18 protein-coding genes are annotated in these 24,934 nt (G+C 41.5%); 12 read left to right on the forward strand and 6 right to left on the reverse strand.

Features of this window, described 5'->3' with window-relative positions:
- The first annotated feature begins 92 nt into the window (after positions 1-92).
- The 5 genes from A7P54_RS09255 to A7P54_RS09275 all read left to right on the forward strand — a co-directional run bounded on the left by A7P54_RS09255 (position 93) and on the right by A7P54_RS09275 (position 8,907).
- The gene (locus A7P54_RS09255) at positions 93-1,625 is read left to right on the forward strand and encodes a hypothetical protein (RefSeq protein WP_171549396.1); all 1,533 of its coding nucleotides are present in this window, start codon (positions 93-95) and stop codon (positions 1,623-1,625) included.
- A 657-nt stretch (positions 1,626-2,282) separates the two neighbouring features.
- Entirely contained in the window at positions 2,283-4,448 is a 2,166-nt protein-coding gene (locus A7P54_RS09260; protein WP_171549397.1) for a hypothetical protein, read from the forward strand.
- Between the two features lie 12 nt (positions 4,449-4,460).
- Positions 4,461-5,237, forward strand: coding sequence for a hypothetical protein (locus A7P54_RS09265; RefSeq protein ID WP_171549398.1), 777 nt, complete (start codon positions 4,461-4,463; stop codon positions 5,235-5,237).
- Between the two features lie 26 nt (positions 5,238-5,263).
- The gene (locus A7P54_RS09270) at positions 5,264-7,867 is read left to right on the forward strand and encodes a DUF6160 family protein (protein WP_171549399.1); all 2,604 of its coding nucleotides are present in this window, start codon (positions 5,264-5,266) and stop codon (positions 7,865-7,867) included.
- 8 nt (positions 7,868-7,875) lie between these two features.
- Positions 7,876-8,907 (forward strand): DUF6160 family protein, encoded by a 1,032-nt coding sequence (locus A7P54_RS09275; RefSeq protein WP_171549400.1) that lies wholly within the window; start codon positions 7,876-7,878, stop codon positions 8,905-8,907.
- 82 nt (positions 8,908-8,989) lie between these two features.
- On the opposite strand, the gene A7P54_RS09280 is transcribed toward A7P54_RS09275, so the two are convergent.
- Both A7P54_RS09280 and ccsA read right to left on the reverse strand, forming a co-directional pair.
- Positions 8,990-9,919, reverse strand: a complete 930-nt coding sequence (locus A7P54_RS09280; RefSeq protein WP_354667335.1) for a tRNA-dihydrouridine synthase — start codon at positions 9,917-9,919, stop codon at positions 8,990-8,992.
- 78 nt (positions 9,920-9,997) lie between these two features.
- Positions 9,998-10,807 carry a cytochrome c biogenesis protein CcsA gene (ccsA, locus tag A7P54_RS09285; RefSeq protein ID WP_005205568.1) on the reverse strand — a complete coding sequence of 270 codons (810 nt, stop codon included), beginning with the start codon at positions 10,805-10,807 and terminating at the stop codon, positions 9,998-10,000.
- 147 nt (positions 10,808-10,954) lie between these two features.
- Here ccsA and ffh point away from each other — a divergent pair, with 147 nt between their 5' ends.
- On the forward strand, positions 10,955-12,367 hold the full coding sequence (gene ffh / locus A7P54_RS09290) for a signal recognition particle protein (protein ID WP_005205566.1): 1,413 nt from the start codon (positions 10,955-10,957) through the stop codon (positions 12,365-12,367).
- Between the two features lie 150 nt (positions 12,368-12,517).
- Positions 12,518-13,105 (forward strand): alpha/beta hydrolase, encoded by a 588-nt coding sequence (locus A7P54_RS09295; protein WP_171549401.1) that lies wholly within the window; start codon positions 12,518-12,520, stop codon positions 13,103-13,105.
- On the opposite strand, the gene A7P54_RS09300 is transcribed toward A7P54_RS09295, so the two are convergent.
- Positions 13,075-13,818, reverse strand: a complete 744-nt coding sequence (locus A7P54_RS09300) for a pantothenate kinase (protein WP_171549402.1) — start codon at positions 13,816-13,818, stop codon at positions 13,075-13,077. The two genes, A7P54_RS09295 and A7P54_RS09300, sit on opposite strands and share 31 nt — an antisense overlap.
- Before the next feature lie 15 nt (positions 13,819-13,833).
- Positions 13,834-14,610 carry a biotin--[acetyl-CoA-carboxylase] ligase gene (locus A7P54_RS09305; protein WP_171549403.1) on the reverse strand — a complete coding sequence of 259 codons (777 nt, stop codon included), beginning with the start codon at positions 14,608-14,610 and terminating at the stop codon, positions 13,834-13,836.
- Positions 14,611-14,616: 6 nt separating this feature from the next.
- On the opposite strand from A7P54_RS09305, the gene A7P54_RS09310 reads away from it, so the two are divergent.
- Positions 14,617-15,417, forward strand: a complete 801-nt coding sequence (locus A7P54_RS09310; RefSeq protein WP_004804875.1) for a sulfite exporter TauE/SafE family protein — start codon at positions 14,617-14,619, stop codon at positions 15,415-15,417.
- A gap of 6 nt (positions 15,418-15,423) precedes the next feature.
- Here the strand turns inward: A7P54_RS09310 and A7P54_RS09315 are convergent, their stop codons facing one another.
- Both A7P54_RS09315 and A7P54_RS09320 read right to left on the reverse strand, forming a co-directional pair.
- On the reverse strand, positions 15,424-15,966 hold the full coding sequence (locus tag A7P54_RS09315) for an ATP/GTP-binding protein (RefSeq protein ID WP_171549404.1): 543 nt from the start codon (positions 15,964-15,966) through the stop codon (positions 15,424-15,426).
- A 14-nt stretch (positions 15,967-15,980) separates the two neighbouring features.
- Positions 15,981-16,946 (reverse strand): hypothetical protein, encoded by a 966-nt coding sequence (locus A7P54_RS09320; protein WP_171549405.1) that lies wholly within the window; start codon positions 16,944-16,946, stop codon positions 15,981-15,983.
- A 352-nt stretch (positions 16,947-17,298) separates the two neighbouring features.
- Here A7P54_RS09320 and A7P54_RS09325 point away from each other — a divergent pair, with 352 nt between their 5' ends.
- The 4 genes from A7P54_RS09325 (at position 17,299) to ligA (ending at position 24,892) form a co-directional block, all read left to right on the forward strand.
- Positions 17,299-17,994, forward strand: coding sequence for a GntR family transcriptional regulator (locus tag A7P54_RS09325; protein ID WP_004804879.1), 696 nt, complete (start codon positions 17,299-17,301; stop codon positions 17,992-17,994).
- A gap of 10 nt (positions 17,995-18,004) precedes the next feature.
- Entirely contained in the window at positions 18,005-21,523 is a 3,519-nt protein-coding gene (gene smc, locus A7P54_RS09330) for a chromosome segregation protein SMC (RefSeq protein ID WP_171549406.1), read from the forward strand.
- A gap of 1 nt (position 21,524) precedes the next feature.
- Positions 21,525-22,529: a cell division protein ZipA C-terminal FtsZ-binding domain-containing protein gene (locus tag A7P54_RS09335; RefSeq protein ID WP_171549407.1), complete on the forward strand. Its 1,005-nt coding sequence runs from the start codon at positions 21,525-21,527 to the stop codon at positions 22,527-22,529.
- 335 nt (positions 22,530-22,864) lie between these two features.
- Positions 22,865-24,892, forward strand: coding sequence for an NAD-dependent DNA ligase LigA (ligA, locus tag A7P54_RS09340; RefSeq protein ID WP_171549408.1), 2,028 nt, complete (start codon positions 22,865-22,867; stop codon positions 24,890-24,892).
- The last annotated feature ends 42 nt before the right edge of the window (positions 24,893-24,934 follow it).

Consider the following 24,934-nt stretch of genomic DNA (forward strand, 5'->3'; position numbering starts at 1 on the left):
ATGGTTAGCTCACTAACATTATTTGTCTATATGTGAAGTTCAGGGAGATAAGTACTTCACTTTAAGTTTTAGAATCTAAAAGGATTTTTATAATGAAAAATAGATATTTATCTATGGTTTTTTTAGGAACCATTGGGTTGTGTAGTCATTCTGCATATGCAATTTCCACGACTTTGCAATCGATGTCAGATAGTGAGCTGTCAGCAACTACTGGTCAGGCGCTAATGAGTCTGTCTTATATTGCACCTACAGATAATGCTAATTTAATGAAGAATATTTCAGGTTCTAACAATATTGGTTTTTATAAATTAGGTATGGAAGCCAAAGTTGAACTTAATGCAAATATTAAAAATTTACAGTTAGGTTGTGGGGGTGTGAATGGTGCTGGTGGTTGTGATATTGATATTAAGAACCTCTCTTTGAGTGGCTTGCCAGATAGCTATGATGCAAATGGCAGCCCAGTCTTTAATAGTCGTGCATCTACTGATGCGACAATTACAAATCCATTTATTCAATTTGCTATTCAAAACCCTAATTCTGCATCAACAAGACAAGTAGTTGGTTTACAGTTAGGTGCAGCCGCTATTAGTGGTCTATTGACTGCTGGAACAAGTAATAGTGCTACCCCATCGACAACAGATGGTATTCAAAGCCTAAGTGGTTTTATGCAAATCGCCAGTACTACGGGTACTGCGGTAACTCAAGCTGCAACTTTTGGTAAAGGTGCTAGTAATCAGACATTGAGTGGTTATGCAAATATTTCTGGTTTAGGTAATGCATCATTTGTGAGTGATCCATCAAATAGTAAAACAACTGGAATTACAATTCCAAGTATGACGGTACCATTTACACTCCCTTCATTCCCTATTAATGGTGTGAGACAAACTCAAGCGAACGTGCAAAATATTATGGCGAATATTCCGATTATTCCGATTGCACCGCAAACCGGATGTACGGGAAATATTACAGGTACAAACCTAGCTTGTGGTTCTGGTAATACGACTTGGGGAAATGACCAGCTCTATGTCGATTTAGGCTGTAATGCACCAGGGGCTGGGCTTTGTGGGTTGATTACGGCAGTTGTACCCAATACTGTATTTAAAATGGCAAATAATTCAAGCATTACCAATTTAAAAATGAATATTACTTTTAATCAAGCATTAAGTATGATTCATAATATTCCCCTTACAGGGACTGGTGGATATTTATCATTGCAAAGTCAAAAACTGCTTTGGCCTGGGGCAACGATGGCGGCTTCTGATCAAGGGCTGAATAATTTGAATGCGATGAGCAGTGGAACAGATGTGGCTCAACCTGGGTGGTGGATGTCTTTTGCTGAGCCTGTACAGTTAGGAAAATTAAATGTTACAAATCCAGTCGATATTAGTTCAGTGCTGCCACAAGTTGCGCAAATGGCATCTGATCAATTAAAAACTTCTCCCTATACCTATGTTAGTTTTGGATCTGCAATTGGAGCTTTAACTGGTGCGCCGATTGTACAGCAAATTAATATTGATTTAGGGGCATATACCACCACGAATCCAGCTACTTTGACATTACAAAATCAGCAATTGAATAACCAGAAAGTGATTTCAAACTGCTATGGTTCATTATCATTCTGTTAAGTTTATCTAAAATTAAATTGTTTTTAATCAAATTTAAGTGGAAGTCTCAGGCTTCCACTTTTTATTGATATTGAAAGAAAGTCTATGCTGAATTTGAGGGCGATTAAATCGAGTAGCGGTAGTTGGTGGCGGGACAGCAGATAGGTTTGTAGCATTCACATGTATTATGATACTGGTTGTTCAGATACCTCATTTTAGCCATACATAAATATTGAACGTGGTACAGCTATAAGGGACTGAAAAAATGTTGGGTACATCGAACACCATGAGCTATCGATTTTTGTCTGTAGTATAGGCGCGGGATGTTGGTGGACCGCTTACTGTGTTATCAAACCCTATTACCAAAAAATGTAAAAGTTAGCTAAATATGTGCAGGAGATAAAACATCATTTATCTTTGTAAGTTATTGAATGAGGCCAGTAGAATATTATATTTATTTTCATACATCGGAAAAATGTAACTTTTAACTGGTTTTTTTTGCATTTGCGTAAATAGTAGGCATAATAAAAATTGAGATTGAGTAGGTAAATTGTGCCTAAGTTTCGAGTGGTGCTTGGAAGCATATCCTTAGACTGCGAGTTTGCGTAGTAGGAAGCCACTCAGCAAGATTTAGAAAAATAATACTGGTGCGGAGCATCGTGTAACAGGAAGGTCAAGATGACGACATTTCATACGGTATCATTTAAACGAACTGTTTTAGCAACATTGGTTGGGTTGTGCTTAAGCCCATCTGCTTTTGCATTGCAGGAAATTTCAGATGAAGCTTTAAGTCAGACGACAGGTGAAGGGATTGCGATTCTACCGACCAATTTTGACTTTATTTTCCGTGGTGCAAATACAGGGAATGAGACCAATTCTGCTTTATTGAATGATCGCAGTAAAGATACAGGTTATATTCATTACCTACCTGTTGGTGGTTTAACTTCGCTTGCGCAGGATACTAATAAAGATGGTGTAGTGAATGGATCTGACCATTCAGTGGGTAAAGCTGATATTTATTTATACGGTCTTGCTTTGTCGAAAAATAATAATAATGACACAAATAGTCGTTTTGATTCAGTTTCACCACAGATTGCGAGTTGGGGCACAGCTGAAAATCCATGGGTATTAAAAGCAAAAACAGCAGCCAATGTTCCCAACTTTGCTGGGGTGGACGGATCTGTTACTTACCTGAATTTAGAAGCACCATTGTATGAAACGGGGACTAAAACTGGTGTTGATGCCTATAACTTAAAGCTTGCTTTTTGGGCAGATGCTTTTGTTCGTGACCAGAGTAAATCTGATGGCGCTTCGGATCAATTCAACTTGGGAGAATTGTTTAGTACCAGTGATGCCAATCGTGCAAACCGCTTAAGATTACAGGCGATTATGAATGGCTTTAGTGTAAATGGCAGTAGTTTGCAAGTTTTTCAGACTTTAGCTGGTTCAAGTAATGCCAATGGTATGAGCTCTTTTTATAATAATACCTTAGGTTTGGCTGGCGTTATTCGTATCAACAGTGGTGATGGGGCGAATTTAAAAGCGACTTATACCGATACCCAATTGGGAGGTGTTGGAACAGCTTCGGCATGGACAACCATTCATAATGGTCAAGATGCAACATTAGGAACTTCGAAAACAGCTGCGACTGGTAGTTGTGGTAATGCTGGGACGGGTTCATTTGATAGCTCATCTACAGGATGTAAGTTTATTGTTCAAAAGCAGACTCGAACAGATACTCAGCAAATTAAACGTGTGTGGAATGTGCCAACCAACAGCGTTTTAAGACTCAGTACACGAGAAACAACAGCTTATGATTGTGCGACCAATCCGGCTAAATGTTTGGAAACACCAGCGTTGACAAGTAGTGCAACAGCACCAAGTTTCGACGCCAATGAGGGGATATTTATTTATAACCCGAACATCAATCTTGTATTAGGCGGCTTGTACCAACCTGTAATTTTAGGTTCCAATGGTCGAAATTTTAGTCTCGAAATTGCCCGTATTCCAAATAATCCTGCAATTTATAAGAAGATCTATACGGATTATACTGGAGCTGATACGTCTTATTTAGGTTCAACCTGTAATGTCTATCAATGTGGTACTTCTGATATCGCAGGTTATCAGGGCGGTTCAGCACGTACCGATTATTCGACTGCGGCACTTTCTGGTAAGAAGCTGGCAACACACAGTAGTATTAGCTTAGGTTCTGTTTATAGCAGTGATGGCGGTAAAACCTTACAGGCTTATAAAGGGACTGCTGGTGTTGACGATGCTGTCGGTATTTCTTTTGGGAATATGCAAAATCCAGCGGGTATTCTGAGTGATGTTACCACCAATACTTCCACACAGGTACGTTATGCTCAGCGTGAGATGTTAACGTCTACTTGGCGGCAGAACAGTAGATGTACGAGTTCCTTTCTAGGAAATTGCACAGGCGTGACTAATACCAACGGTTCTTTATCTCAATGGCAATACAATAATGGGACAAGTCTGGTGAATTCAACTAATGGTTGGACGAACACTCCTACAGATGCTTCTGTTTGTAGTACCTCAGCATTTAATGGTAATTCAGGTTGTAATAATTCAAGTGGTACTACACCAATGTATGCCACTGTTGGTAACCGTACATGGTCGGATACAAATTTAAATGGCGCGGCATGGCGTACGACGGCTAATCCAATTTTAGACAGCTTTATTGGATCATCGAATGGAACAACGGGTTCTGTGATTCCAACAACCAATACCGCTCCAACTCCAACGATACCGAATAACAACTTTGGTTCAGCTGTGATTGATGGTTTGCTTATTCAGCATTTAAAAATTACAACCACAGGACTATAGGGGAGCATACACATGAAAAAAATATTCGCTTTGCTCTTATCATTAACCTCAAGCCTATCTTATGCTGAGTTACAAGCTTTAGATAATGAAACCCTCCAATCTATTCGAGGCCAAGGTGGGGCAGATTTGTCGTTAAAAGTCTCTTTGAACCAAAACGTGTTGACAGATAGTGCTTTATTGGCAGGTACAGTACCGACTTTTAATTGTACGAATTTGGAATATTGCCGTTTAGCTGTTTCTGTCAATAAACGCTTTGTTCAATTTCAATCAGGCGATTCAACTGATGTGTGGTCTTTAGCAGCAAGTGACCCGACTAGTGCAAATAAAGCACGTAAATTATGGGTAGTATTTAAGGGATTGCAAGGCACTTTGAATATCCAAAAAATTGGTCTAGAGGGGATTGATTTAAATTATACCAAATACGTGAATGGAGCAGCCTCAGGTTCAATGATTAAACCTGCAATGCAGTTTTCATTTGATCCGACTAAACCGATTCAAATTCGTGACTTTGGTTTTAATGCTTTGTCGATAGAACAGGATAAGGTTCTATCTTATTTTGATGCATCAGGAAAACTGATTGAGGAAACAAGTAGCAACCCACAAGATTATGGATTCTTGAAAACAGCAACTTATAGTGCAGTCCCACAAAGTATTGGTGCAACAGGCACAACAGCAAATAATTATGATACCAATAAAGAAACGGGTTTCATGGGACTGAAAATGAATGGAAATCTTGCAATGGAAGGTAAAGTTCAGATTTTTGCTTGTAGTAATCATGCGCGTTGTTAAGTTTATCGCTTTCAAAGGATTGAGCAATGAAAAAAAATAATCAAAAGCTGAAAACAGGATATTTTGTACTTAATGCACTTGCCGCAAGTCTGTTATTGATAAGCCATTCTGCATATGCCCTGCAAGAACTCGATGACAGATCCTTAAGTAATGTCAATGGTCAAGATGGTCTACATGTCAATTTAGACTTTAAAGAGGTGAATGTAGGGACGTTCTTCTGGCAAGATAATGCTGGACGAGGAAGTGCAGGTAAAGCAGCGGACACAACGCTACGTGCGGAAGGTGAAAATTTTAAAATCCAGTCGCATACCTCAACACCAACAGTGAATCCGAATGTAGATATTCAGCTCAATAGTGGTAGTCAATCAGGTAAGTCAGGTTTAGATTTTAATTTAAAAGTTGCGCCTGTATTGATTAGCATGAATAAATTTAAAGTTTGTGATACGGCAGCATGTGGCAGTCCTGTGGGGGATATTGCCGTACAAACCAACTCTGATACTAGTATTAGTTTTAAAACCAGAGATGGTCTTTTTAGTAAAGATGGTCAGAGTGAGTTAGTTTTTAGCTCAAGAAATGCCAATATTTATCTAGGTCAAAAAACAGGACTATCAACAAGTCAAATCCTTAATCAGCTCATTCTTAAGAATTTTAACTTTAATTTTGCAGCTAAGGGTGTGATGTATATAGATGGGACAGATGGTTTTATTGTAAGAACCAATGCTGCTAACGCAGCTAATGCTGTAATTAACTATAACGCTGATGGTTCAGTGAATACAGCAACGAGTACCAAGCCGAATTCAACTTATGGTTATGTTGACTTTACTCGTGTAAATGATCCTGCAAATCCAGGAACGATTACAGGAAATACTTACTCTGCTACTGCGAGTAATGCAGGTTTAAATCTTGAGTTCATGCTCAATAAGAATGTAAATAGCAATACTCCTTATTCAGTCGATGCGACAAAAACGCCGCTGAATGGGCAAATTGCTTCGGATACTGCAAAAGGTCTAATCCGCCTAGGTGCAAGTGGACGCATGGTCAATGGTTCGGTTCAGGTTAGAGGAACAAACTCTAACAGTATTGATGCTGGTGTGAATGGCGGCACGGTACGTACAGATCCTGTCTATAATACTGCAACAAATCAATATGGTAATCCTGACAATACCAATATTTTGGGCAAAGCCAATAATGGGGTGACCACTTCGGGAACACAAAATATTATTGGGGATACTGGTATTGCTTTTCGTATGAGAGCGGATTTCACTAAGAAGAATGACCCGATGTTGGAAGGGGATAATTCAAAGGCAACGACTTTGGAAATCGGTGGTGCTGGTTTTAATACGTATGGCTTTGAGTTCGGTGAGTTGACTGGTTTAAACCTGCAAAATCGTGGTTCATTTGACACAGGTAATGTTTATTTAAATTTAGTTGATACGAAAACAGTTTTATTACCTGCAAATAAAGCACTACAAACTAGTCGATACTGGAATGGTTCTACATCAACGACACTGACGACTGATGCCGATTATGTTCAAAGCATACATAATGGAACAACCAATCAGAATCCATATGCAATACTCGCTGCAATTCGTGGTGCGGAGTTTCAGGCATTTTCACGAAGTGGCCGGTTTACCAATAGCGCAAGAACTGTTGGAACAACCATTCCAAAAATTAATGATACAGCAGGAAATACATGGGGTTTAGCACTGCCATTCTATGATTTGAATGCTAATTTAGCCATGTATGGTACAACCGCTCCAGCGGATGCTTATTATTATGATTTGAATGGAACACCATATACCGTTGTTGCTGGTTCTGAACGTCTAGGATTCTCACTTGCAATGAGTACTACAGGCATGAATGGTAGTACTGATCCGACCAAGCAAAAAACAACTTCAATTTTATTATTGGATAATGCGGATACAAACTCAGTGCGTTATATGGGTTTGCGTAATATAGATATGCTGTTGAAAGGCACAGGAACACTTGGGCTCGAGAATGGTAGTTTTAATGCAAGCTTAAAAGATATTTTAATTATATTATCTGCACAAATTGCTGGTGGATATTTACCTGGAGCAAGATATGCAGGGACATCGACAGCTGCACTAGCATCATCTGCTGACTTTTCAAATAATAATGACGTATTACTTTCAACCAAGCTTCGCCTAGATGGTAAAAAAATTGATCTTTCTCTGATCCCAAATAGTGAGTATACCAGCACAGATGGTAGTCGTTTAAGTGTTGTTGGTGAGTTAGAGTTAAAAGCGGTAAAAGATGGTGGTAAAAGCGCCATTCAATTGAGTGATCCGCTGGATGGTTCAACCATTGGTTTCGATAATATTGATGGTAAGGTTGCATTTAATAATGCGATTATTATCGCACCTGATACAAGAGGTACGTGTCCTACAGCTGGATGCGATGGTATGGTGTCATTTAAAGCAGGTTTAACTTTTAACCCCGCTGGAACCACTGGAACGGGAACAGCCCAAGATAAAATTGACGGTGTATTACGAATTCGGGATATTAATTTTTACCCACCATCTGCAACAAGTGCACCTCAACGTTTAGGTGAAGCTGTTCTCACTGGTGGGCGCATAACAGGGCAGCTTGGAATTATTCCTCGAAACTAAGGATAGGCATGATGAATAAAATAATTGGATGTTTGTCTCTGCTGTTGTCACCATTTGCAATGGCGATGCAACCACTTGATGACCAAAGCCTATCTACTGCAACGGGGCAAGATGGTTTGAATATTGGTGTTAACGTTTCAAAAATTGAATTTAAACAAATTTCAGTGGTAGATAGTGATGGTTGGGGGACTAAAAATGCAGCGGCTACCGAATATGGTGGTCGTGCTGGTTTAGTATTTGCACAAAGTCCAAATGCTACAGTATCTAATCCAAACATAATATTCAAAGCAGGTGGAGTTGCAACTGACTTGGGGTTAAAAGCAGTTATTGATACCGATAAGGGCAGTGGGACTACTGGAGCATTTGCAAATATTGCTTTGTCATTTGGGAATGTAGATGAATTTGTAATTTCGCCATTATCTGTTTATGCGGCAAGTGATAGTACTGGTGTTTTATCCAGTTTAGTTGGGTCAAATTATATCAGAGGTTCTATTTTTGACACTAATCCAAGTACACTAAAAAGCGGTGTAAAAGAGATATTACGACTTCAAAATGGTTTGAATGTTAAATTTTTATCGACTAATAAACCGAAGATGAATATTCAACTAGGATCGGCACCACAGGGTAAGATGGTTCGTTTTGGTGGTGCTGTTGACTCAATTTGTGGAACTGGATCAGGTTGTAATATGATGCTTGTTTCTGGTTATGATGCAAGTAATAATCCAATCGGTGCGAGTTTTAATTTTCAGCTAAAAGCATCAAATTCGACTACTGGATTTAATTTAGATAAATTCTATGCTGGGATTATTGGTGAGTCTAATGCAGGTCAAGCTGACGGGGCTTTGGTTTTTGGAAATGAAGGAAAGTCAGATAATGTTGATTTAAAATTGAATAACATTCAATTCGGTAATACGGCTACTATTCCTGCTACATCTGATGCTGCATATCGCTTTAATGGCTTACAAAATAGCTCAATTGGGAATATTGGTTTTACCAATGCGTCCGTGACAGATTTAAAAATCCGAGTTAATGGGATGTAAAATAAAAAACTCACCATCTATTAATTTAAGTATTCCAAAGCGGCTTTTGCCGCTTTTTTATTGCATAAGAATAATTCTAAATTTAGCTTTGTTTTAAATATTGAATGATTTCTTCGAGCTGTTTGATTTTTTTCACCTGTCCCCACAAGGCTTGTGCTTCAGGATAAGCTTTGGTCATCATGCCTAGCCATTGTTTATACCGTCCTACCATGCCAATTTCCGTTTTATATTGGCCGCTTAAAAAACGCTGTTGAAGTATAACAAGGTCCTGCCAAGACAATAGTGCATGATCCATATCTTGACGAATACATAGGGTTAAATCTGGTGTGGTCACAGCACCACGACCAATCATCAAATCTTGGCAATGCGATTGCTCTAAACAGGCCTTAGCATCGGCATTGTTCCAGATCTCGCCGTTGGCAATCACATTAATATTTAATGCTTCTGTAATGGGCTGAATTTTTTCCCAATAGGCAGGTGGGGTATAGCCATCAGCTTTGGTTCGTGCATGTACCGTCAGCCAGCTTGCGCCTGCATCTTCAATCGCATGAGCATTATCTAGCGTATGATTCTCATCCAGATAGCCCAAACGCATTTTGGCTGAAACAGGAATATGTGCAGGCACAGCATCGCGTACTGCTTTTACCAGCAGATGTACTGTTTCAGGCTCATCTAACAAAACAGAACCGCCGCGATGGCGATTCACTGTTTTGGCTGGACAACCGAAATTCAGATCAATAGCGGGTGCGCCGAGTTCCACGACTTTGGCGGCATTGGCGGCCAGCATATCCGGGTTATTTCCCAGAAATTGTACATGTACAGGTGTACCTGCTGCGGTTTTGCCTCCATTTTTTAATTCAGGGCAAAAACTATCGTAGATATGATCTGGCAGGATGCTATCGGTAATGCGGATAAACTCAGTCACGCACCAATCAAAACTGCCAACATGGGTGAGCACGTCACGCATGATCGGATCAGTCAGACCTTCCATTGGAGCGAGTACAAGTTTCACGATTTTTTACCTAGATAAGCGAAAACAGCGTTATACGCATTTTCAGATAGGCTGTCTAGTTTTTATTAAAATGTAAAACTAGCGCCCTAAAATCATTTCTAAAACAAATTTACTGCCCATAAAACCAATGGCAAGCAGGACAAAACCAGTAATGGTAAAGCGGATAGCTTTACGGCCGCGCCAGCCAAATTTGTAATGTCCAATCAGCAAGGCACCATATAGGAACCATGAAATGATACTAAAGGCGGTCTTATGTGCCAGATGCTGCGCAAAGAAGTTATCAATGGTAAAGAAACCAAATAACAATGCTGCGGTCAATAAACCGAAACCAGTAATAATCAGGTCAAATAACAGGGATTCCATGACTTGGAAAGGGGGTAATAAATTGACCCAGATCCGTCGTTTCTGTTTCTTTTTTAGTTCCCGATCTTGGAACCAGAGCAACACAGCATGAATGGTTGCCATGAGCAAAACTGCATAGGCCGATAATGACAGAATAATATGTAAATCTAAGCCTAAGCTATGTTGTTCAATAATTTGATTCGGTTGGCTAAAGGCAAAACCTAAGATTAAACCAAAAGCGGCAACAGGTGTACCGATCAGGTTGAGTGGCAGAATTGGGCGGATCAGGCTCAAAATCAAACTCAGCGCTAACATCAGTCCTGAAGTAAATGACATCAGGTTAAAGACATCATAATTCACCCCAATCGGTGTCATCATGTCTTGGTAGAGCACAGTACTATGCAGTACTAACCCTAGTCCAACCATAAGACCATAACACCAAAGATTTGGACTACGTTTTGACATCAATCGAATAAACAAATACCAAAATGAACTGGTATAGGCGATGAGTGCCAAAATTGTGTAAACCAAGGGGAGACTGATCATGTCAAACCTTTTGCAGGAGGATGAATAATATTCACCATATAAGATATAAATTCGCTTCGAACTACAGTATCCTATAGCATCTTACGCATAAATTTTCTATTTTAAGAAAGATTTTTTTGCAACTAGCCATTTTAAGCGGATTTCGCAATGTTTGATACCTTAACAGAACGACTCACACAGAGTTTAAGAAATGTTACTGGCTCAGGGCAGCTGACCGAAGACAATATTAAAGATACCTTACGTGAAGTACGTATGGCACTTCTTGAAGCCGATGTGGCGTTACCTGTAACTCGTGAATTTATCGCGAAGGTTAAGGAAGAAGCGCTCGGTCAAGAGGTGATGACTCAGCTTTCCCCTGGTCAGGCATTTGTAAAGATTGTCTATGATGAACTCACCAAGATGATGGGTGAGGCCAATGAAACACTAGATTTAAGTGCAAAACCACCTGTTGTTGTTCTGCTTGCAGGTTTGCAAGGTGCGGGTAAAACCACAACGGCTGCAAAATTAGCGCGCTTCCTAAAAGAACGCCAAAAGAAAAAAGTCATGACCGTTTCTGCCGACGTGTATCGTCCAGCAGCGATCAAGCAGTTAGAAACTGTTTCCAATGAAGTGGGTGTGGGTTTCATTGCTTCAGAAGCAACTGAAAAGCCAATTGATATTGTGAATCGTGCCATTGAGCAAGCAAAAATCCAGTTTGCTGATGTCTTGATTGTCGATACTGCAGGCCGTCTGCATGTCGATGAAGACATGATGGACGAGATCAAAGAATTACATGCTGCGGTCAAACCAACCGAGACCTTATTCGTTGTCGATGCGATGACGGGTCAGGATGCTGCCAATACAGCGAAGGCTTTTAATGATGCTTTGGCTTTAACCGGCGTGATCCTGACTAAAACGGATGGTGATGCACGCGGTGGTGCAGCACTTTCTGTTCGCGCCATCACAGGCAAGCCAATCAAGTTCTTGGGGATTGGTGAAAAACTAGATGCACTTGAGCCATTCCATCCAGATCGTGTAGCACAACGTATCTTGGGCATGGGTGACGTCCTTTCTTTGGTCGAAGAAGTTGAACGCAAAATCGACAAAGAAAAAGCCGAAAAAATGGCGAAAAAATTGCAGAAAGGCGGTACCTTCAACTTTGAAGATATGCTGATGCAATTTGAGCAAATGAGCAAAATGGGCGGCATGATGGGCTTCTTGGACAAGTTGCCTGGTATGAGCAATGCAGGTATTCAGGATGCGATTGAAAAAGCCAATCCTGAAAAGCAAGTTAAGCGTATGGAAGCCATTATTCAGTCGATGACGATCAAAGAACGTCGTAACCCTGACTTAATGAATCCAAGCCGTAAAAAACGTATTGCTGCGGGTTGTGGTATGGATGTGGCTGAGGTCAATAAGTTAATCAAGCAACAGGCGCAAATGGCGAAAATGATGAAGAAATTTGCCAATCCATCGGGTATGAGCAAAATGCTGAAATCATTGGGCAATATGCAAAAGCAATTTGGTGGTGGTGGCGGTAATATGGGGCCTTTGTTTGGCAGTAATGACCAGAAAAAGTAAGCTCTATACATCCTAAAAAGGCGCTTGATGCGCCTTTTTTAATGCGAGCGTGCTGTATAAATTTAATACAAAACATCAACATTCAAGCTGCTTTAAAAGGAAGAAAATTAAAAATAAGTCTATGTTTTACATTGAAAAGTAGTGTTAAGTATGTCACATAATTCAAAGAATAGCGTATTTATTCTGCATTGTGAAAATGCTGATCCAGAACAGCATTGGTATGCATGGTTAGAACAACAGCTGAAAAGCGAAGAAGTTAGGGTTGAGCGTGTTTTTCTTGCTGATGCCAATCATCCAGAAGCTGAGATTTGGCAAACTTGCTTAGAAGCGCAGCTCAAGGGATTGAATGAGCAGAGTATTGTGGTAGCGCATGGTTTATCTTGTGTTGCCGTAGCCCGATTTCTAGCAAAGAAACTGAAGCAAATGACATTGAAAGCAGGGGTGTTTATCGCAGCTTTTAATGATCCGATTTCACGAGATTCTGAGTTCAATACCTTTATTGAACATTCAACTTTTGAGAGTGGTGTATTGCGTGCCAATATTCAAAGACGTTTGGTTTTCTTTTCCAGTAATGATCCTGTTATCCCTGTGCCACTGACTTTTAAATTTTCTAATTTACTCAATGCCCAACTGATTGAGGTGGCTCAAGCTGGGCATTTTCGGGCAGAAGATGGTTTTAGTGAGTTTCCACAATTATTGCAGGTGCTTCAAACTTTGCTTAAAGCTGAGTTCAGTTGAACATAGTGACGTAAGCCCTTGAGCAATAAATCGGATTCAACTTGGGGTTGATAATGGCTGAGGAATTTGGCGAATAAAGCAGCATCACCGCCAGTCAAAATCAGCTTTTTAGGGGATTGCTGCATAATTTGATCAATAGTACTGATCAAGCCCAGCAAAATACCGTGGTGTACCGCATCCACAGTATTATGCCCCGGTTTTAAATTATCAAAGGCAGAGTCCGGAATCTTAATGCCTTTGGTATTTTGAATTAGGGAGTCTCGTTGCAGGTACAAGTTGGGCAGAATATAACCACCCAGATGTTGCAATCCTTCGACTAGATCAATGGTCAGGGCAGTGCCACAGCCAATCACACAAAAGTTTGCATCTGGCTTTGCCATGGCCAAGACTTGTAACCAGCGGTCAATCCCCAGTTGACTTGGAACATCATAGCCACACTTTAAACCTGCATATTCAGCATGGACTTTGGCAAAAATAATCGGAATATCCAAAATATCCAGAATCATGTGAATACGTTGGTTATTTTCCGAATCCAGAACCGAAGAAATCCCGACACGACTTAAATTTTGATGGCGGAAGTGCTGAATCAAGCCGAGCAATAAATCTGCAGGGGATTGCAGGTGTAATTCAGCGGCATGTTCAATGACTTGATCATGTGCAGTGATCCAATATTTTAAGCGGGTATTGCCGATATCCAGCCATAAACTTTTCATAGAATCATCATTTCCTCAAATCGAAGCGAGACGTAAACGACCTTGATAGAATTGTTGGGTTTGATCCGTTTTGATCAGTACCGCACCATCATTGGAAATTCCTTGAAAAAGTCCCTGAACTTTACCTTGGGTATATTCAAATTCAACTTGTTGATTCAGCCAAATCGCATGATGATTAAAACGTTCAGCTAAATTATAACTACCGTGTTCAAACCACTGTGCTGCCTGCTGGATTGCGGTATACAGTTCAGCAATCAGGGTTAAACGATCAATGTTGGCTAAACCGAGCATCTCCAAAGAGCTAATCGGTTGATCTGCATTTTCCACAGGGGGCGTGTTTAGGTTAATGCCGACACCGACAATTGCTTGATGAGGGGAAAGCGGTTCAACCAGAATTCCGCCCCATTTTCCTTGTGGGCTATATAAATCATTTGGCCATTTGACTTGTAATGTTAAGCCATGCAAGCTTGGCATCTGTAAAATATTCAGAGCAACTTCAAGGGCAAGGCGACCATCCAGTGTAGTTTTGCTTTGAATCAGTGTGCTTAAATAAATATTGCCTTCAGGAGAGGCCCATTGTCGTTGGTGTTGACCTCGACCTTGTGTTTGTAGTGCACTGCAGACCAATCCTGTCGTTATGCCTTTTTGCGCAATTTCACGCATATCATCATTGGTCGAGGTTGTGGTTGTTTTGAGTAGCACCACTTCTGGATATTGATTTTTTGCGTTCAATAATTGCTGAAGCTGGCGGGTTGCGAAATCATCCATCATTTTTACAAGTAGAGTGGTCATGTGTTTATGGAGTTAATCATATATTTGCTGATTGGCGCAATTGCTGGATTTGCTGCGGGGCTATTCGGTGTGGGTGGTGGCTTAATTATTGTGCCAATTTTATATATTGTCTTTACCCAAATGAATTATGACCCGAATGTGATTATGCATATTGCAGTTGGAACTTCATTGGCAACCATTATTGTGACCTCGATCAGTTCGGTGATGGCACATCATAAAAAAGGGGCAGTGTTATGGCCTGTGTTCCGCAATTTAGCACCAGGCTTGGTGCTCGGTTCGTTTCTGGGGGCGGGTGTGGCTGATCTGATGTCTGGGCAGCATTTACAGTTGGTGATTGGTGTCTTCGCCGTCTGGATGGCTTACAAGATGTTTAGAGGTGCAAATGCAGTGGTTGATCCAAATCGTCATTTACCGTCAGCGCCTTTACAACTTGCTGCGGGTGGTGGCATTGGGGTGGCATCCGCGATTTTTGGCATTGGTGGTGGCAGTCTCACCGTACCTTATCTCAATCGTCATGGCGTGGTGATGCAAAAGGCAGTGGCGACTTCAGCAGCCTGTGGCTTACCCATCGCAGTTGCGGGAGCAATTGGCTTTATGTGGTTTGGTGCCAAAGAGCAGATTGAAGTGCCGAACACGATTGGTTATGTGCATATCTATGCTTTCTTGGGGATCAGTGTGATGAGTTTTATCACCGCAAAATTTGGCGCCAAAGTTGCACATCGCTTGTCACCAGCCATGCTGAAAAAATGTTTTGCAGGTCTATTGGTGGTGGTTGGCAGCTATTTTATTTATAAAGGATTGATCTGATTTGTTTTAGTTACTAAGACCATAATGTACTTCAATGGTGGCAATCAAGGTTTCGACCAGAAGAAGTACATCATCTTGCTGACGTGCGTCGATAAAGAACATTGGGTAATTCAGTTCTTTGGCTTTCAGCCAGTCACGATAAATCGATAAAGTTCGTTCTGGCATACGGTCGATATGGGTAATTGCAATCACAATATTATGACCAAAGGGCTGAAATGCTTGAAGATATTGCTCTAAATCCAGCAAAGGATTTTCAGCTGAATGGTCAATCATCACAATAGTACCAATTGCACCTTTGCAAATCACTGCCCAAATAAAATCAAAGCGGTCTTGTCCAGGCGTGCCGTATAAACCGACTTTAACTCCATCATCCAAAGTCAATTCACCATAATCTATTCCAACGGTGGTAAGTAACTTTTCATGTGACTCGGTATCGGTATTGAGTGCTTCAGTACTCAGCACTTCAATTTCAGACAAGGCTTTGATCGCCGTGGATTTACCTGAACCCATGGTGCCACCGAAGACAATTTTATATTGATGTAAAATCATAGAAGCATCCTCGATTAAAAGCCTAAACGATGTCGTAAGCGACCAAATAGTTTTTTCATAAAATGCTGTTCTGTTTCACTTTGCTGAGTTTGCGGTCGATATTTTGCCTGTTGATCTTTAATCAGCGTTCCACACTGTGCACCCAAGCATGCTGCAACAAAGTGTCTGACTTTCTGTTCGGGGAGGTTAAGTTGTTGGGCAACCAGACTGATCTGTGCACCTTGTGCAAAACAGGCTGCCATCCGCAAGATATCTTGGCGATCATGTTTGTTTTTGGGTTGTGGCCAGAATTGCAGATAAAAACTTGAGGCAGAAGCTGGACAGAGTTCCTCAAAATCCATAGAGGTCCAAAGTAAATGCCAAAGCCATTGTTTTAAGTCTTGCTGAGCTGCATCTGCAATCCAATGCAAATCATTCTGTGTGGCATAGGTATAGTTCAGGCTTGGGTCGGTTTGAAAAGAATAAAATTCAGGATGTTGCCACAGCCATTGATTGCGTGGGTCGGCAATGGCGAGCAGTCCTTGGTTATCAAACAGCTGAATCTTACCATTCTTAGGATTTTGAATTTCTTGCAACACGTCTTTAATTTGTTTGCGATGAAAGATTGGCACATCTTCAGTTTCGATATTCTCTGATGCTTGATTTAAGTGTTCATCCAAATGAAGGCTCAGCCAGTGATGCAAGGAATGAAGATGGTTCAAGGGCAGGAATAAGGTGTCATCTTCGATGGCGCTATTTTTATCAGCATCATTGGCAATTTTCAGTACATTGATTTTATTGTTTTGCAGTAGGCTCTTGATATTGGGTGAGTCAAAAAATACTTGGTTAATCATGAGGATATCGAGCTGTGGCTCGGCAATATTGCTCCAATTGATTTGGACATGCTGTGGCACAGCCGTTTGAACCTGTTGTTTTAACTCATTCAAGGTTCTGAGACTGAGTCCAAAAATGGCAATATTGACGGCTTGATGAACACCCATGTTATGACTCATCTATGTATGTACTGAGCAATTCAGTAGGAGATTTAAAATGCGATACCATTAATGAAAATATTATTTTTTGTGACATGTATCAATTAAAAAGCGATAAGAGAATGTCTTTTCAGATGTGTGGTTAAATATCAGGCGCAAGCATAAATATTTGATATTCAATATAGAAAAACTGAGTGTTTAGTACATATTGAGAATCATATTGCGATTTTTTAGCGCAATTGGCTTAAAAAGCAATAAAATTGTCAGACAATGATATAGAATTTATGGGGCGAGATCAGTTAAAACAAAAAAGCGCAAACAGCATTGAATCAATGCGTATAACAAAGATAGCGAGGGGCTCATGAATCTCGAAGAGGCTGATAGTCTTTCTGAACAGATTGCAAAGTATATTAGTGAACAAATTATTAGTGGTGAGCTAGTTGAAGGCGAACGCATTCAAGAGTTGCGCATTGCCAAAGAATTAGATGTCAGTCGAGGCTCGGTTCGTGAAGCACTGTTGTTACTGGAACGGACTTATTTAATTGAAATTTTTCCGCGTCGTGGCGCGATCGTCTCTGAAATGTCAGCGCAACAGGTCAAAGCGCTATTTGATACCAATGTGATGGTACTCGGGCATATTGTGCAGCGGATTAGTGAAACCTGGCGAGTCAATGAAGCAGAGCAACTGCAAGCGTTATTGGATCAACTGGTCGAGTTTGTTCGTGCGGGCGATATCGAAAAATTTTATGATGCAATCTTTAAATATCTGGCGGACCAGCATGAAATGGTGGCGAATCCCTATTTGATGCAATTCTATAAAGAACTACTGCCGTCGTTACGCCGTAGCTATTTTTTGACCTTGAATACCTCACGTCGAGAGCTACAAGAATCGTTTACCCTGTTTAAGTTGGTGATTGATGCTATTTTGATCCGAAAATCACAACAAGCTGCTTTATTTATGGAAGATTTTTGTCGACACTTGCGCAACCTTGTGTTGGAATCTCTGACACGTATGAAACAGATTGAATTGGCTTGGGCTAGACGCTCACGCCGCTAGTTAGGGCAGTATGCGTTTAAGCAGTTTAAAACTTTCAGGCTTTAAATCTTTCGCCGATAGTACAACATTACATTTTAAGGCCAACCGTACTGCAGTGGTTGGGCCGAACGGTTGTGGTAAATCAAATGTCATCGATGCAATTCGCTGGGTTATGGGCGAGTCCAACGCACGTCAATTGCGTGGCGGCAGTATGCAGGATGTCATTTTTACCGGGACAGCCAAACGCAAACCTGTCGGGGTTGCCAGTGTTGAACTTCGTTTTGACAATACCTATGGCAAATTAGGTGGCGCTTATAATGCCTATAGCGAGCTGGCTGTCCGTCGCCAAGTCACGCGTGAAGGTAAATCTGAATATTTCTTAAATGGCACACGTTGCCGTCGTCGTGATATCACTGATATTTTCTTGGGTACAGGTTTAGGGCCGCGTTCTTATGCCGTGATTGAACAGGGCATGATTAACCGTCTGGTCGATGCCAAGCCTGAAGAAATGCGTGTGTTTATTGAAGAAGCCGCAGGAGTGTCTCGTTATCAGGCGCGTCGTCGTGAAACCTTGCAGCACTTAGAGCATACTGAGCAAAATCTGGCGCGTTTAGATGATATTGCCGCTGAACTAAAATCCCAACTTAGAAGTTTAAAACGCCAGTCTGAAGCCGCAATTCAATATAAGACCTTAGAAGGGCAGATTCGAACTTTAAAAATTGAAATCCTTTCGTTTCAAGCCAATCAAAGTCAAAAGCTACAACAAGAATATACGGTTGAAATGACCGCGTTGGGTGAAAACTTTAAGTTGGTTCGTTCAGAATCGCAGACCATTGAACATGACCTTGAAGCTACTAGTGCTTTATTCCAACGCTTAATTCAGCAATCTTCACCTTTGCAGCATGAATGGCAACAGGCCGAGAAAAAGCTGTCTGAATTAAAAATGACCTTGGAACAAAAACAGAGTTTATACCAGCAAAACAGTACCAGCTTGCTACAACTTGAGCAGCAGAAAGTACAAACCAAAGAGCGTCTGCAACTCTCTGAATTACAGGTTGAAACCTTAAGCACTCAATTTGATGAGCAAAATGAAAGCTTGCTTGCCTTAGAGCAGCAGACACAAACGGCTGAACAAAATTTTACTGATGTTCAGGCACAGCACAAGCAAGCACAACAGCAATTTGATCAACTGAAAACCCAAGTCGATCAGCAACAACAAAAAAAGTTGCAGATGGCAGCACAAATTGAACAGCTCGGTAAGAATGTACTGCGGATTGAGCAGCAAAAGCAGATCTTGCAAACGCAAACTACTCAGATTCGTGCTCAGGTTCAGGATGATGAACAAGCGCAGTTAGAACAATTGCAACAACAACTTCAACTAGATATTGTTGAGTTGGAAACCGCGATTGAGCAATTACAGCAGGATGTTCAGACACAGCAAGATCAACAACAGTTGCAGAAGGCTGATGTGCAGAGCCTGAAAACTGAGATTCAGGTTTTATTGGCTGAACAAAAGAACTTAAATCAGCTCGTCGCAAAGCAAAGTCCGAAGCATGATCAAAATGCAATTCGATTGATGCAAAGCCTACGTTTAAGCGCTCAGGCTAAAGCGCATGCAAGCATTATTGAGAAGTTTTTGGCCAAGTGGCTGCAAGCGCAGTTGCTTGAGAATGGGCAAGCCTTCCAAGAGGGGATTGCACGACAGTTAAAGAATCCCTCTTGCGGAACTACAACCGTTCCTCATCCCTTTGATAAAGGACTTGCGAAGCAAGGCTTCTCATCCCCTCTTTTTCAAAGAGGGGTTAGGGGAGATTTAAAATATCTATCAGATTGGATCGAAGCTCCGCAATCTTCACTCTGGGCCAATGTAGCCGTTGCAGAGAATTTAGCGATTGCGTTGGAACGTCAAGCGGATCTCCAGCATGCACAATCCATTTTAACGCTTGATGGTTATCATGTTGGTGCCGATTGGGTGATTGCGCTGCATTATGATGAAGACAGTCAAACTGCGCAGGGCATGCTCAGTCATCGAGTCCGTTTAGAAGAAATTGAACAGGAACTGGCACAGCAACAACCGCAGTTGCTTGATTTGGAACATCAGTTTTCTCAACAGCAGCAAACGTTGCAACAGCAGCAACAGCGTTTGCAGCAACAACAGCAGAGTTTGAAACAAAAGCAAAAAGAGTTACAACAGCTGGATGTGCAAATTGCCAAACTGCAAAGTACGGCACAGGCCTTTGTGTTGCAGCAACAGCAATTGGCAGATCAACTGAAACAACTTGATGCGCAGCTTGAAGAAGATGCCATGCAGCGTGATGATCTAGAAATTGATCTGCATGCATTAGCAATCAAATTAGAAGCTGTATTGCCGAATTATAAAACTTTGCAATTTCAGGTTGAAAACTTGAATGAACAGTTGGATGAGCAACAACAGCAGTTGAGTCAGCAACAGCAGCAACGTGAAGCTTTACGTCGTCAAACCTCGCAAGCCAATCAACAAATTGAATTGTTAGAGAAAGATATCTCGTTCCTGAAAACGCAATATCGTCAAATCATTGAACAAATCGAGCAGGCCAAGAAGTTTGTTGATCCGATTCAGCTTGAGCTACCAAACTTGGAATCGCAATTCCAACAGCAATTCCAGCAAACCGAAAAGCTGCAAAAAACCTGGAATGAATGGCAACTTGAACTCAATCAAGTGCAAGAGAAACAGCAGCAACTGACGGAACAACGCCATCTAGCCCAACAAAAAGATGAGCAGGTGCGCGAGCAGCTGGAACAAAAGCGCTTGGCTTGGCAGGCGGCGAAATCAGATCGTGAACATTATCTGGAACAGTTGAAAGAACTTAATGCGGAAGCTTTATCTGATCTGTCAATTGAAATTAAAGATCATCAGCAGAAACTGGAAAAAGCCCAGCAGCAATTCGAGAAAATCGGTGCAGTCAATTTGGCGGCTTCATTGGAATATGAGGAAGTGTCGCAACGTTTTGATGAGTTGAGTCATCAGATGCAGGATCTACAAAATACGGTTGATCAGCTCAAAGATGCGATGAAAAGCATTGATCAGGAAACCCGTAAACTGTTTATGACGACTTTTGATCAGGTCAATCAAGAGTTACAACTGCTATTTCCAAAGGTGTTTGGTGGTGGTGAAGCGACTCTAAGCCTTGAAGATGATTGGCAGTCTGGGGTCAAACTGATGGCACGTCCACCTGGCAAGCGTAACAGTTCCTTGGCCTTGCTTTCAGGTGGTGAAAAGACCTTAACCGCTTTGGCTTTGGTGTTTGCAATCTTTAGATTGAACCCTGCACCGTTCTGCGTACTGGACGAAGTTGATGCGCCACTTGATGATGCCAATGTACAACGGTATTGTAATTTGGTAAAAGAGCTTTCTGAACAAGTGCAATTCATTTACATTACACATAATAAATTGGCGATGACAATGGCAACTGATTTACTTGGAGTCACCATGCCAGAGCCAGGTACATCAAAATTAGTGACTGTCGATTTAGAACAGGCAAAAGAATACGGGTTAGTTGCGGAGTCTTAGTATGGAAATGAATACAATAATAGGCATTGTTGCCGCCGTTGCGATTATGCTCGTTGGTTTAATCATGATTTTAAGAAAACCAAAACCAGTTGAGCCGTCATTAGAAGCAGATTTATATATTAATCCTGAGAGTCAGCAGCCTGTGATTCCACGTCATGTACGTGACCAGCTTTTACAAAATGAAGTAGTGACTACAACTGAGCGTGTTGAGCCAAGTTTAAATACCGAAGCAATTGTAGTCGAGCCTGTAGCAGAGCAAGTAGCTGAGGCGACTAGTGTTGAAACAAAAACGACGGAAATCGAACAAACTGCTAAAACAGATGAGATTGTTGAAGCTGTAGCAGAGGTTGAAGCGGCTCGAAAAGATGAGACAGTAGCAGCCGAAGCAGAAACAACAGTGGTCTCTGAAAATGTAGAAGCTACAGAGAAAGCAGAGGAAAGCAAAGCGGAAGCTGAGCTGAGCTTAAATCCAAATATTGAAACTGTCGCGATTGAAGAGTTTGATGGCGAAAGTAATATTCTGGATGTGCATTTACATGAACAGCAACGCTATGATGATGAAAGTGCTTTAGCAACCGCAGAGCAAATCATTGCCCTGAATGTTTATCCAAATCCACGTCGTGCCTTATCTGGCGATAAAGCACTCAAAGTATTATTGAAGTACGGTCTGCGTTTCGGTGAAATGTCGTGTTTCCATCGTTATGAAAATACCGATGAGCCAAGTGCCTTGATGTTCTCTGTGTTGCGTATGACAGATAATGGTCCTGCAGGTTTTGATTTGGAAACTTTATCGGGCGAACAGGTGCAAGGTCTTGCATTCTTCTTGGCCTTACCAAATAGCAAAGCGGTTACAGGTTATGACATGATGACCAGTATTGCAGGCTTAATTGCGCGTGAAGTCGATGGTAAGGTCTATGATGAAAACAATTTAGAGTTTACGCCGCAGTTGAAAGAGCATTGGCGTCATCATGTGATTGATTATCGTCCAAATCAGGCAGCAGTTTAATTAGTTGTTTCTTCATAAACTGATTAACATGTTTTTAAATTTGAAAATAAAGAACTTAACGGAGTCATGTTAGGTTCTCATCCTATTTTAGGTTAAACCTTCGGTTCGACTTACTTTTGTTTCGGCAAAAGTAAGCAAAACCATTGTCATCTGCAAAACCTGTTCACTACTTTCATTAAAGTGATTCTATTGCAAAAACATTATCTTGTTTAAATCACGCAGGTTGCAGATGACATTTCTGAGTATCATATTTCATGTCTAACTCAGGTTCGATATACTAAATTTAGTAAAAATTATAGGGCGGTTTTTCCGCCCTTTTATATGGTGAAATTTAAATGGAACACAACTCAGTCATTGAGCAAATGCGTCAGTTGATTCAACTGATTGCAAAACACAATCATGCTTACTATGTGATGGACCAGCCCTCCATTTCTGATAGTGAATATGACCATTTATTTCATCAACTGAAAGCCTTAGAACAACAATATCCAGAGTGCATTCAGGCGGATACACCGACCAATAAAGTCGGTGGTCAAGCGCTATCAAAATTTGAAAGTGTGACGCATGCCGTGCCGATGCTGTCATTGGGCAATGTCTTTAATCAGGAAGACCTGTTCGCTTTCGCCCGCCGTATTGATGAACGTTTACCGAATCAACAAGTCCAGTATGACGTCGAACTGAAACTCGATGGTTTAGCGATTTCACTGTGGTATGAAAATGGTGTCTTGGTTCGTGGTGTCACTCGTGGTGACGGTGAGACAGGCGAGGATATTACCCAGAATGTTAAAACCATTCGGAATTTGCCGAAAGTCCTATCCAGTCAGCATCAAGCGATTCCAGAATTTCTGGAAGTTCGTGGTGAAGTATTGATGCCAAAGCAAGGCTTTGAAAAGCTCAATGCCGATCAAGAAGCCAAAGGGGATAAGACCTTTGCCAATCCGCGTAACGCTGCAGCAGGAAGCTTGCGTCAGCTTGATCCAAATATTGCAGCTTCACGTCCATTGGCGTTCTATGCTTATGGAATTGCGCAATGTCAGCCCAATCATGGCCTTGAAACCATGCATGATAGCCTGCACTGGTTAACCCGATTTGGTTTTGAAATTGCTGAGCGTCAATTCCTGTGTGCTTCGATTGAAGAAGTGCAACAACGTTATGAACAGATTCAACAAGAACGACCAGATCTCAAGGTTGAAATTGATGGCATGGTCATTAAGGTGGACAGCCTTAAACAGCAACAACAGCTCGGCTTTCTGAGTCGTGAACCGCGTTGGGCAACGGCCTATAAATTCCCAGCTCAGGCTGCACTCACCAAAGTTGAAAATATTGATTGGCAAGTGGGGCGTACAGGCACACTAACACCTGTCGCGCGTTTAGCACCCGTCTTTGTTGGTGGGGTAACCGTATCAAATGTGACCTTGCATAATATTGGTGAAATCCATCGTTTAGATGTGCGTGTTGGCGATACTGTGAGTGTCTACCGTACCGGTGATGTGATTCCAAAAGTTGAGAAAGTTTGGGCTGAGTTCCGACCTGCCGATGCGGAGATGGTTCATCTTCCGACCAATTGTCCAGTTTGTGATTCACCCGTGGTGATGCCAGAAGGTGAGGCCTTAGCACGTTGTTCAGGTGGCCTGTATTGTGCAGCACAACGGATCGAAGCCATTCGTCACTTTGTTTCACGTAAAGCGCTGGATATTGAGGGCTTGGGTGATCGTTGGGTCGAGTCACTTTTGCATCTCGACTTGCTCAAAGATGTGGCTGATATTTATCATTTGCATGAGCATCGTGACACCTTATTGACCATCGAAAAAATGGGTGAGAAATCAGTTCAGAACTTGATTGATGCGATTGAAGCGAGCAAGAAAACCACTTTGGCGCGTTTTATCTATGCCTTGGGAATTCGCGGTGTCGGTGAAACCACAGCACGTATGCTCGCCAATACTTTCCAGACGCTTGAAGCGTTGAAAGCTGCGGATATTGAAGCACTGAAGAAAACCCCTGATGTCGGTGATATTACCGCAGAATGGATTGCCGACTTTTTCCAAGCACCACATAACGTCGAAGTCTTAGATCGTTTAATGGCAGCAGGCATTCATTGGGATGCACCGACTGCACCGACACGCCAGCCCTTAAATGGCGAAAGTTGGGTGGTGACAGGTACATTGGAAAGTATGGGGCGTGACGAAGCAACGCAGAAACTTCAAGCCTTGGGTGCCCGTGTCAGTGGTAGTGTGTCTAGTAAAACCAAATGTGTGGTTGCTGGTGAGAAAGCAGGTAGTAAGCTGGATAAAGCGCAAAAACTTGAAATTCGAGTGTTGAATGAGCAAGAGTTTTTAGAGTTTTTGCAGCAGTATGAAGTCTGATTCTTTATTTAAATTTAGAGTCAGTACGAACTGATAAAAAAG

The organism is Acinetobacter sp. Ac_3412, assembly GCF_013072675.1.
Lineage (GTDB): Bacteria > Pseudomonadota > Gammaproteobacteria > Pseudomonadales > Moraxellaceae > Acinetobacter > Acinetobacter higginsii.

Bases quoted from the DNA above. Each gene is read 5' to 3' on its own strand.
- A7P54_RS09255 (WP_171549396.1), top strand. From the start codon at position 93: ATGAAAAATAGATATTTATCTATGGTTTTTTTAGGAACCATTGGGTTG.
- A7P54_RS09260 (WP_171549397.1), top strand. From the start codon at position 2,283: ATGACGACATTTCATACGGTATCATTTAAACGAACTGTTTTAGCAACA.
- A7P54_RS09265 (WP_171549398.1), top strand. From the start codon at position 4,461: ATGAAAAAAATATTCGCTTTGCTCTTATCATTAACCTCAAGCCTATCT.
- A7P54_RS09270 (WP_171549399.1), top strand. From the start codon at position 5,264: ATGAAAAAAAATAATCAAAAGCTGAAAACAGGATATTTTGTACTTAAT.
- A7P54_RS09275 (WP_171549400.1), top strand. From the start codon at position 7,876: ATGATGAATAAAATAATTGGATGTTTGTCTCTGCTGTTGTCACCATTT.
- ccsA (WP_005205568.1), bottom strand. From the start codon at position 10,807: ATGATCAGTCTCCCCTTGGTTTACACAATTTTGGCACTCATCGCCTAT.
- ffh (WP_005205566.1), top strand. From the start codon at position 10,955: ATGTTTGATACCTTAACAGAACGACTCACACAGAGTTTAAGAAATGTT.
- A7P54_RS09295 (WP_171549401.1), top strand. From the start codon at position 12,518: ATGTCACATAATTCAAAGAATAGCGTATTTATTCTGCATTGTGAAAAT.
- A7P54_RS09300 (WP_171549402.1), bottom strand. From the start codon at position 13,818: ATGAAAAGTTTATGGCTGGATATCGGCAATACCCGCTTAAAATATTGG.
- A7P54_RS09305 (WP_171549403.1), bottom strand. From the start codon at position 14,610: ATGACCACTCTACTTGTAAAAATGATGGATGATTTCGCAACCCGCCAG.
- A7P54_RS09310 (WP_004804875.1), top strand. From the start codon at position 14,617: ATGGAGTTAATCATATATTTGCTGATTGGCGCAATTGCTGGATTTGCT.
- A7P54_RS09315 (WP_171549404.1), bottom strand. From the start codon at position 15,966: ATGATTTTACATCAATATAAAATTGTCTTCGGTGGCACCATGGGTTCA.
- A7P54_RS09320 (WP_171549405.1), bottom strand. From the start codon at position 16,946: ATGGGTGTTCATCAAGCCGTCAATATTGCCATTTTTGGACTCAGTCTC.
- A7P54_RS09325 (WP_004804879.1), top strand. From the start codon at position 17,299: ATGAATCTCGAAGAGGCTGATAGTCTTTCTGAACAGATTGCAAAGTAT.
- smc (WP_171549406.1), top strand. From the start codon at position 18,005: ATGCGTTTAAGCAGTTTAAAACTTTCAGGCTTTAAATCTTTCGCCGAT.
- A7P54_RS09335 (WP_171549407.1), top strand. From the start codon at position 21,525: ATGGAAATGAATACAATAATAGGCATTGTTGCCGCCGTTGCGATTATG.
- ligA (WP_171549408.1), top strand. From the start codon at position 22,865: ATGGAACACAACTCAGTCATTGAGCAAATGCGTCAGTTGATTCAACTG.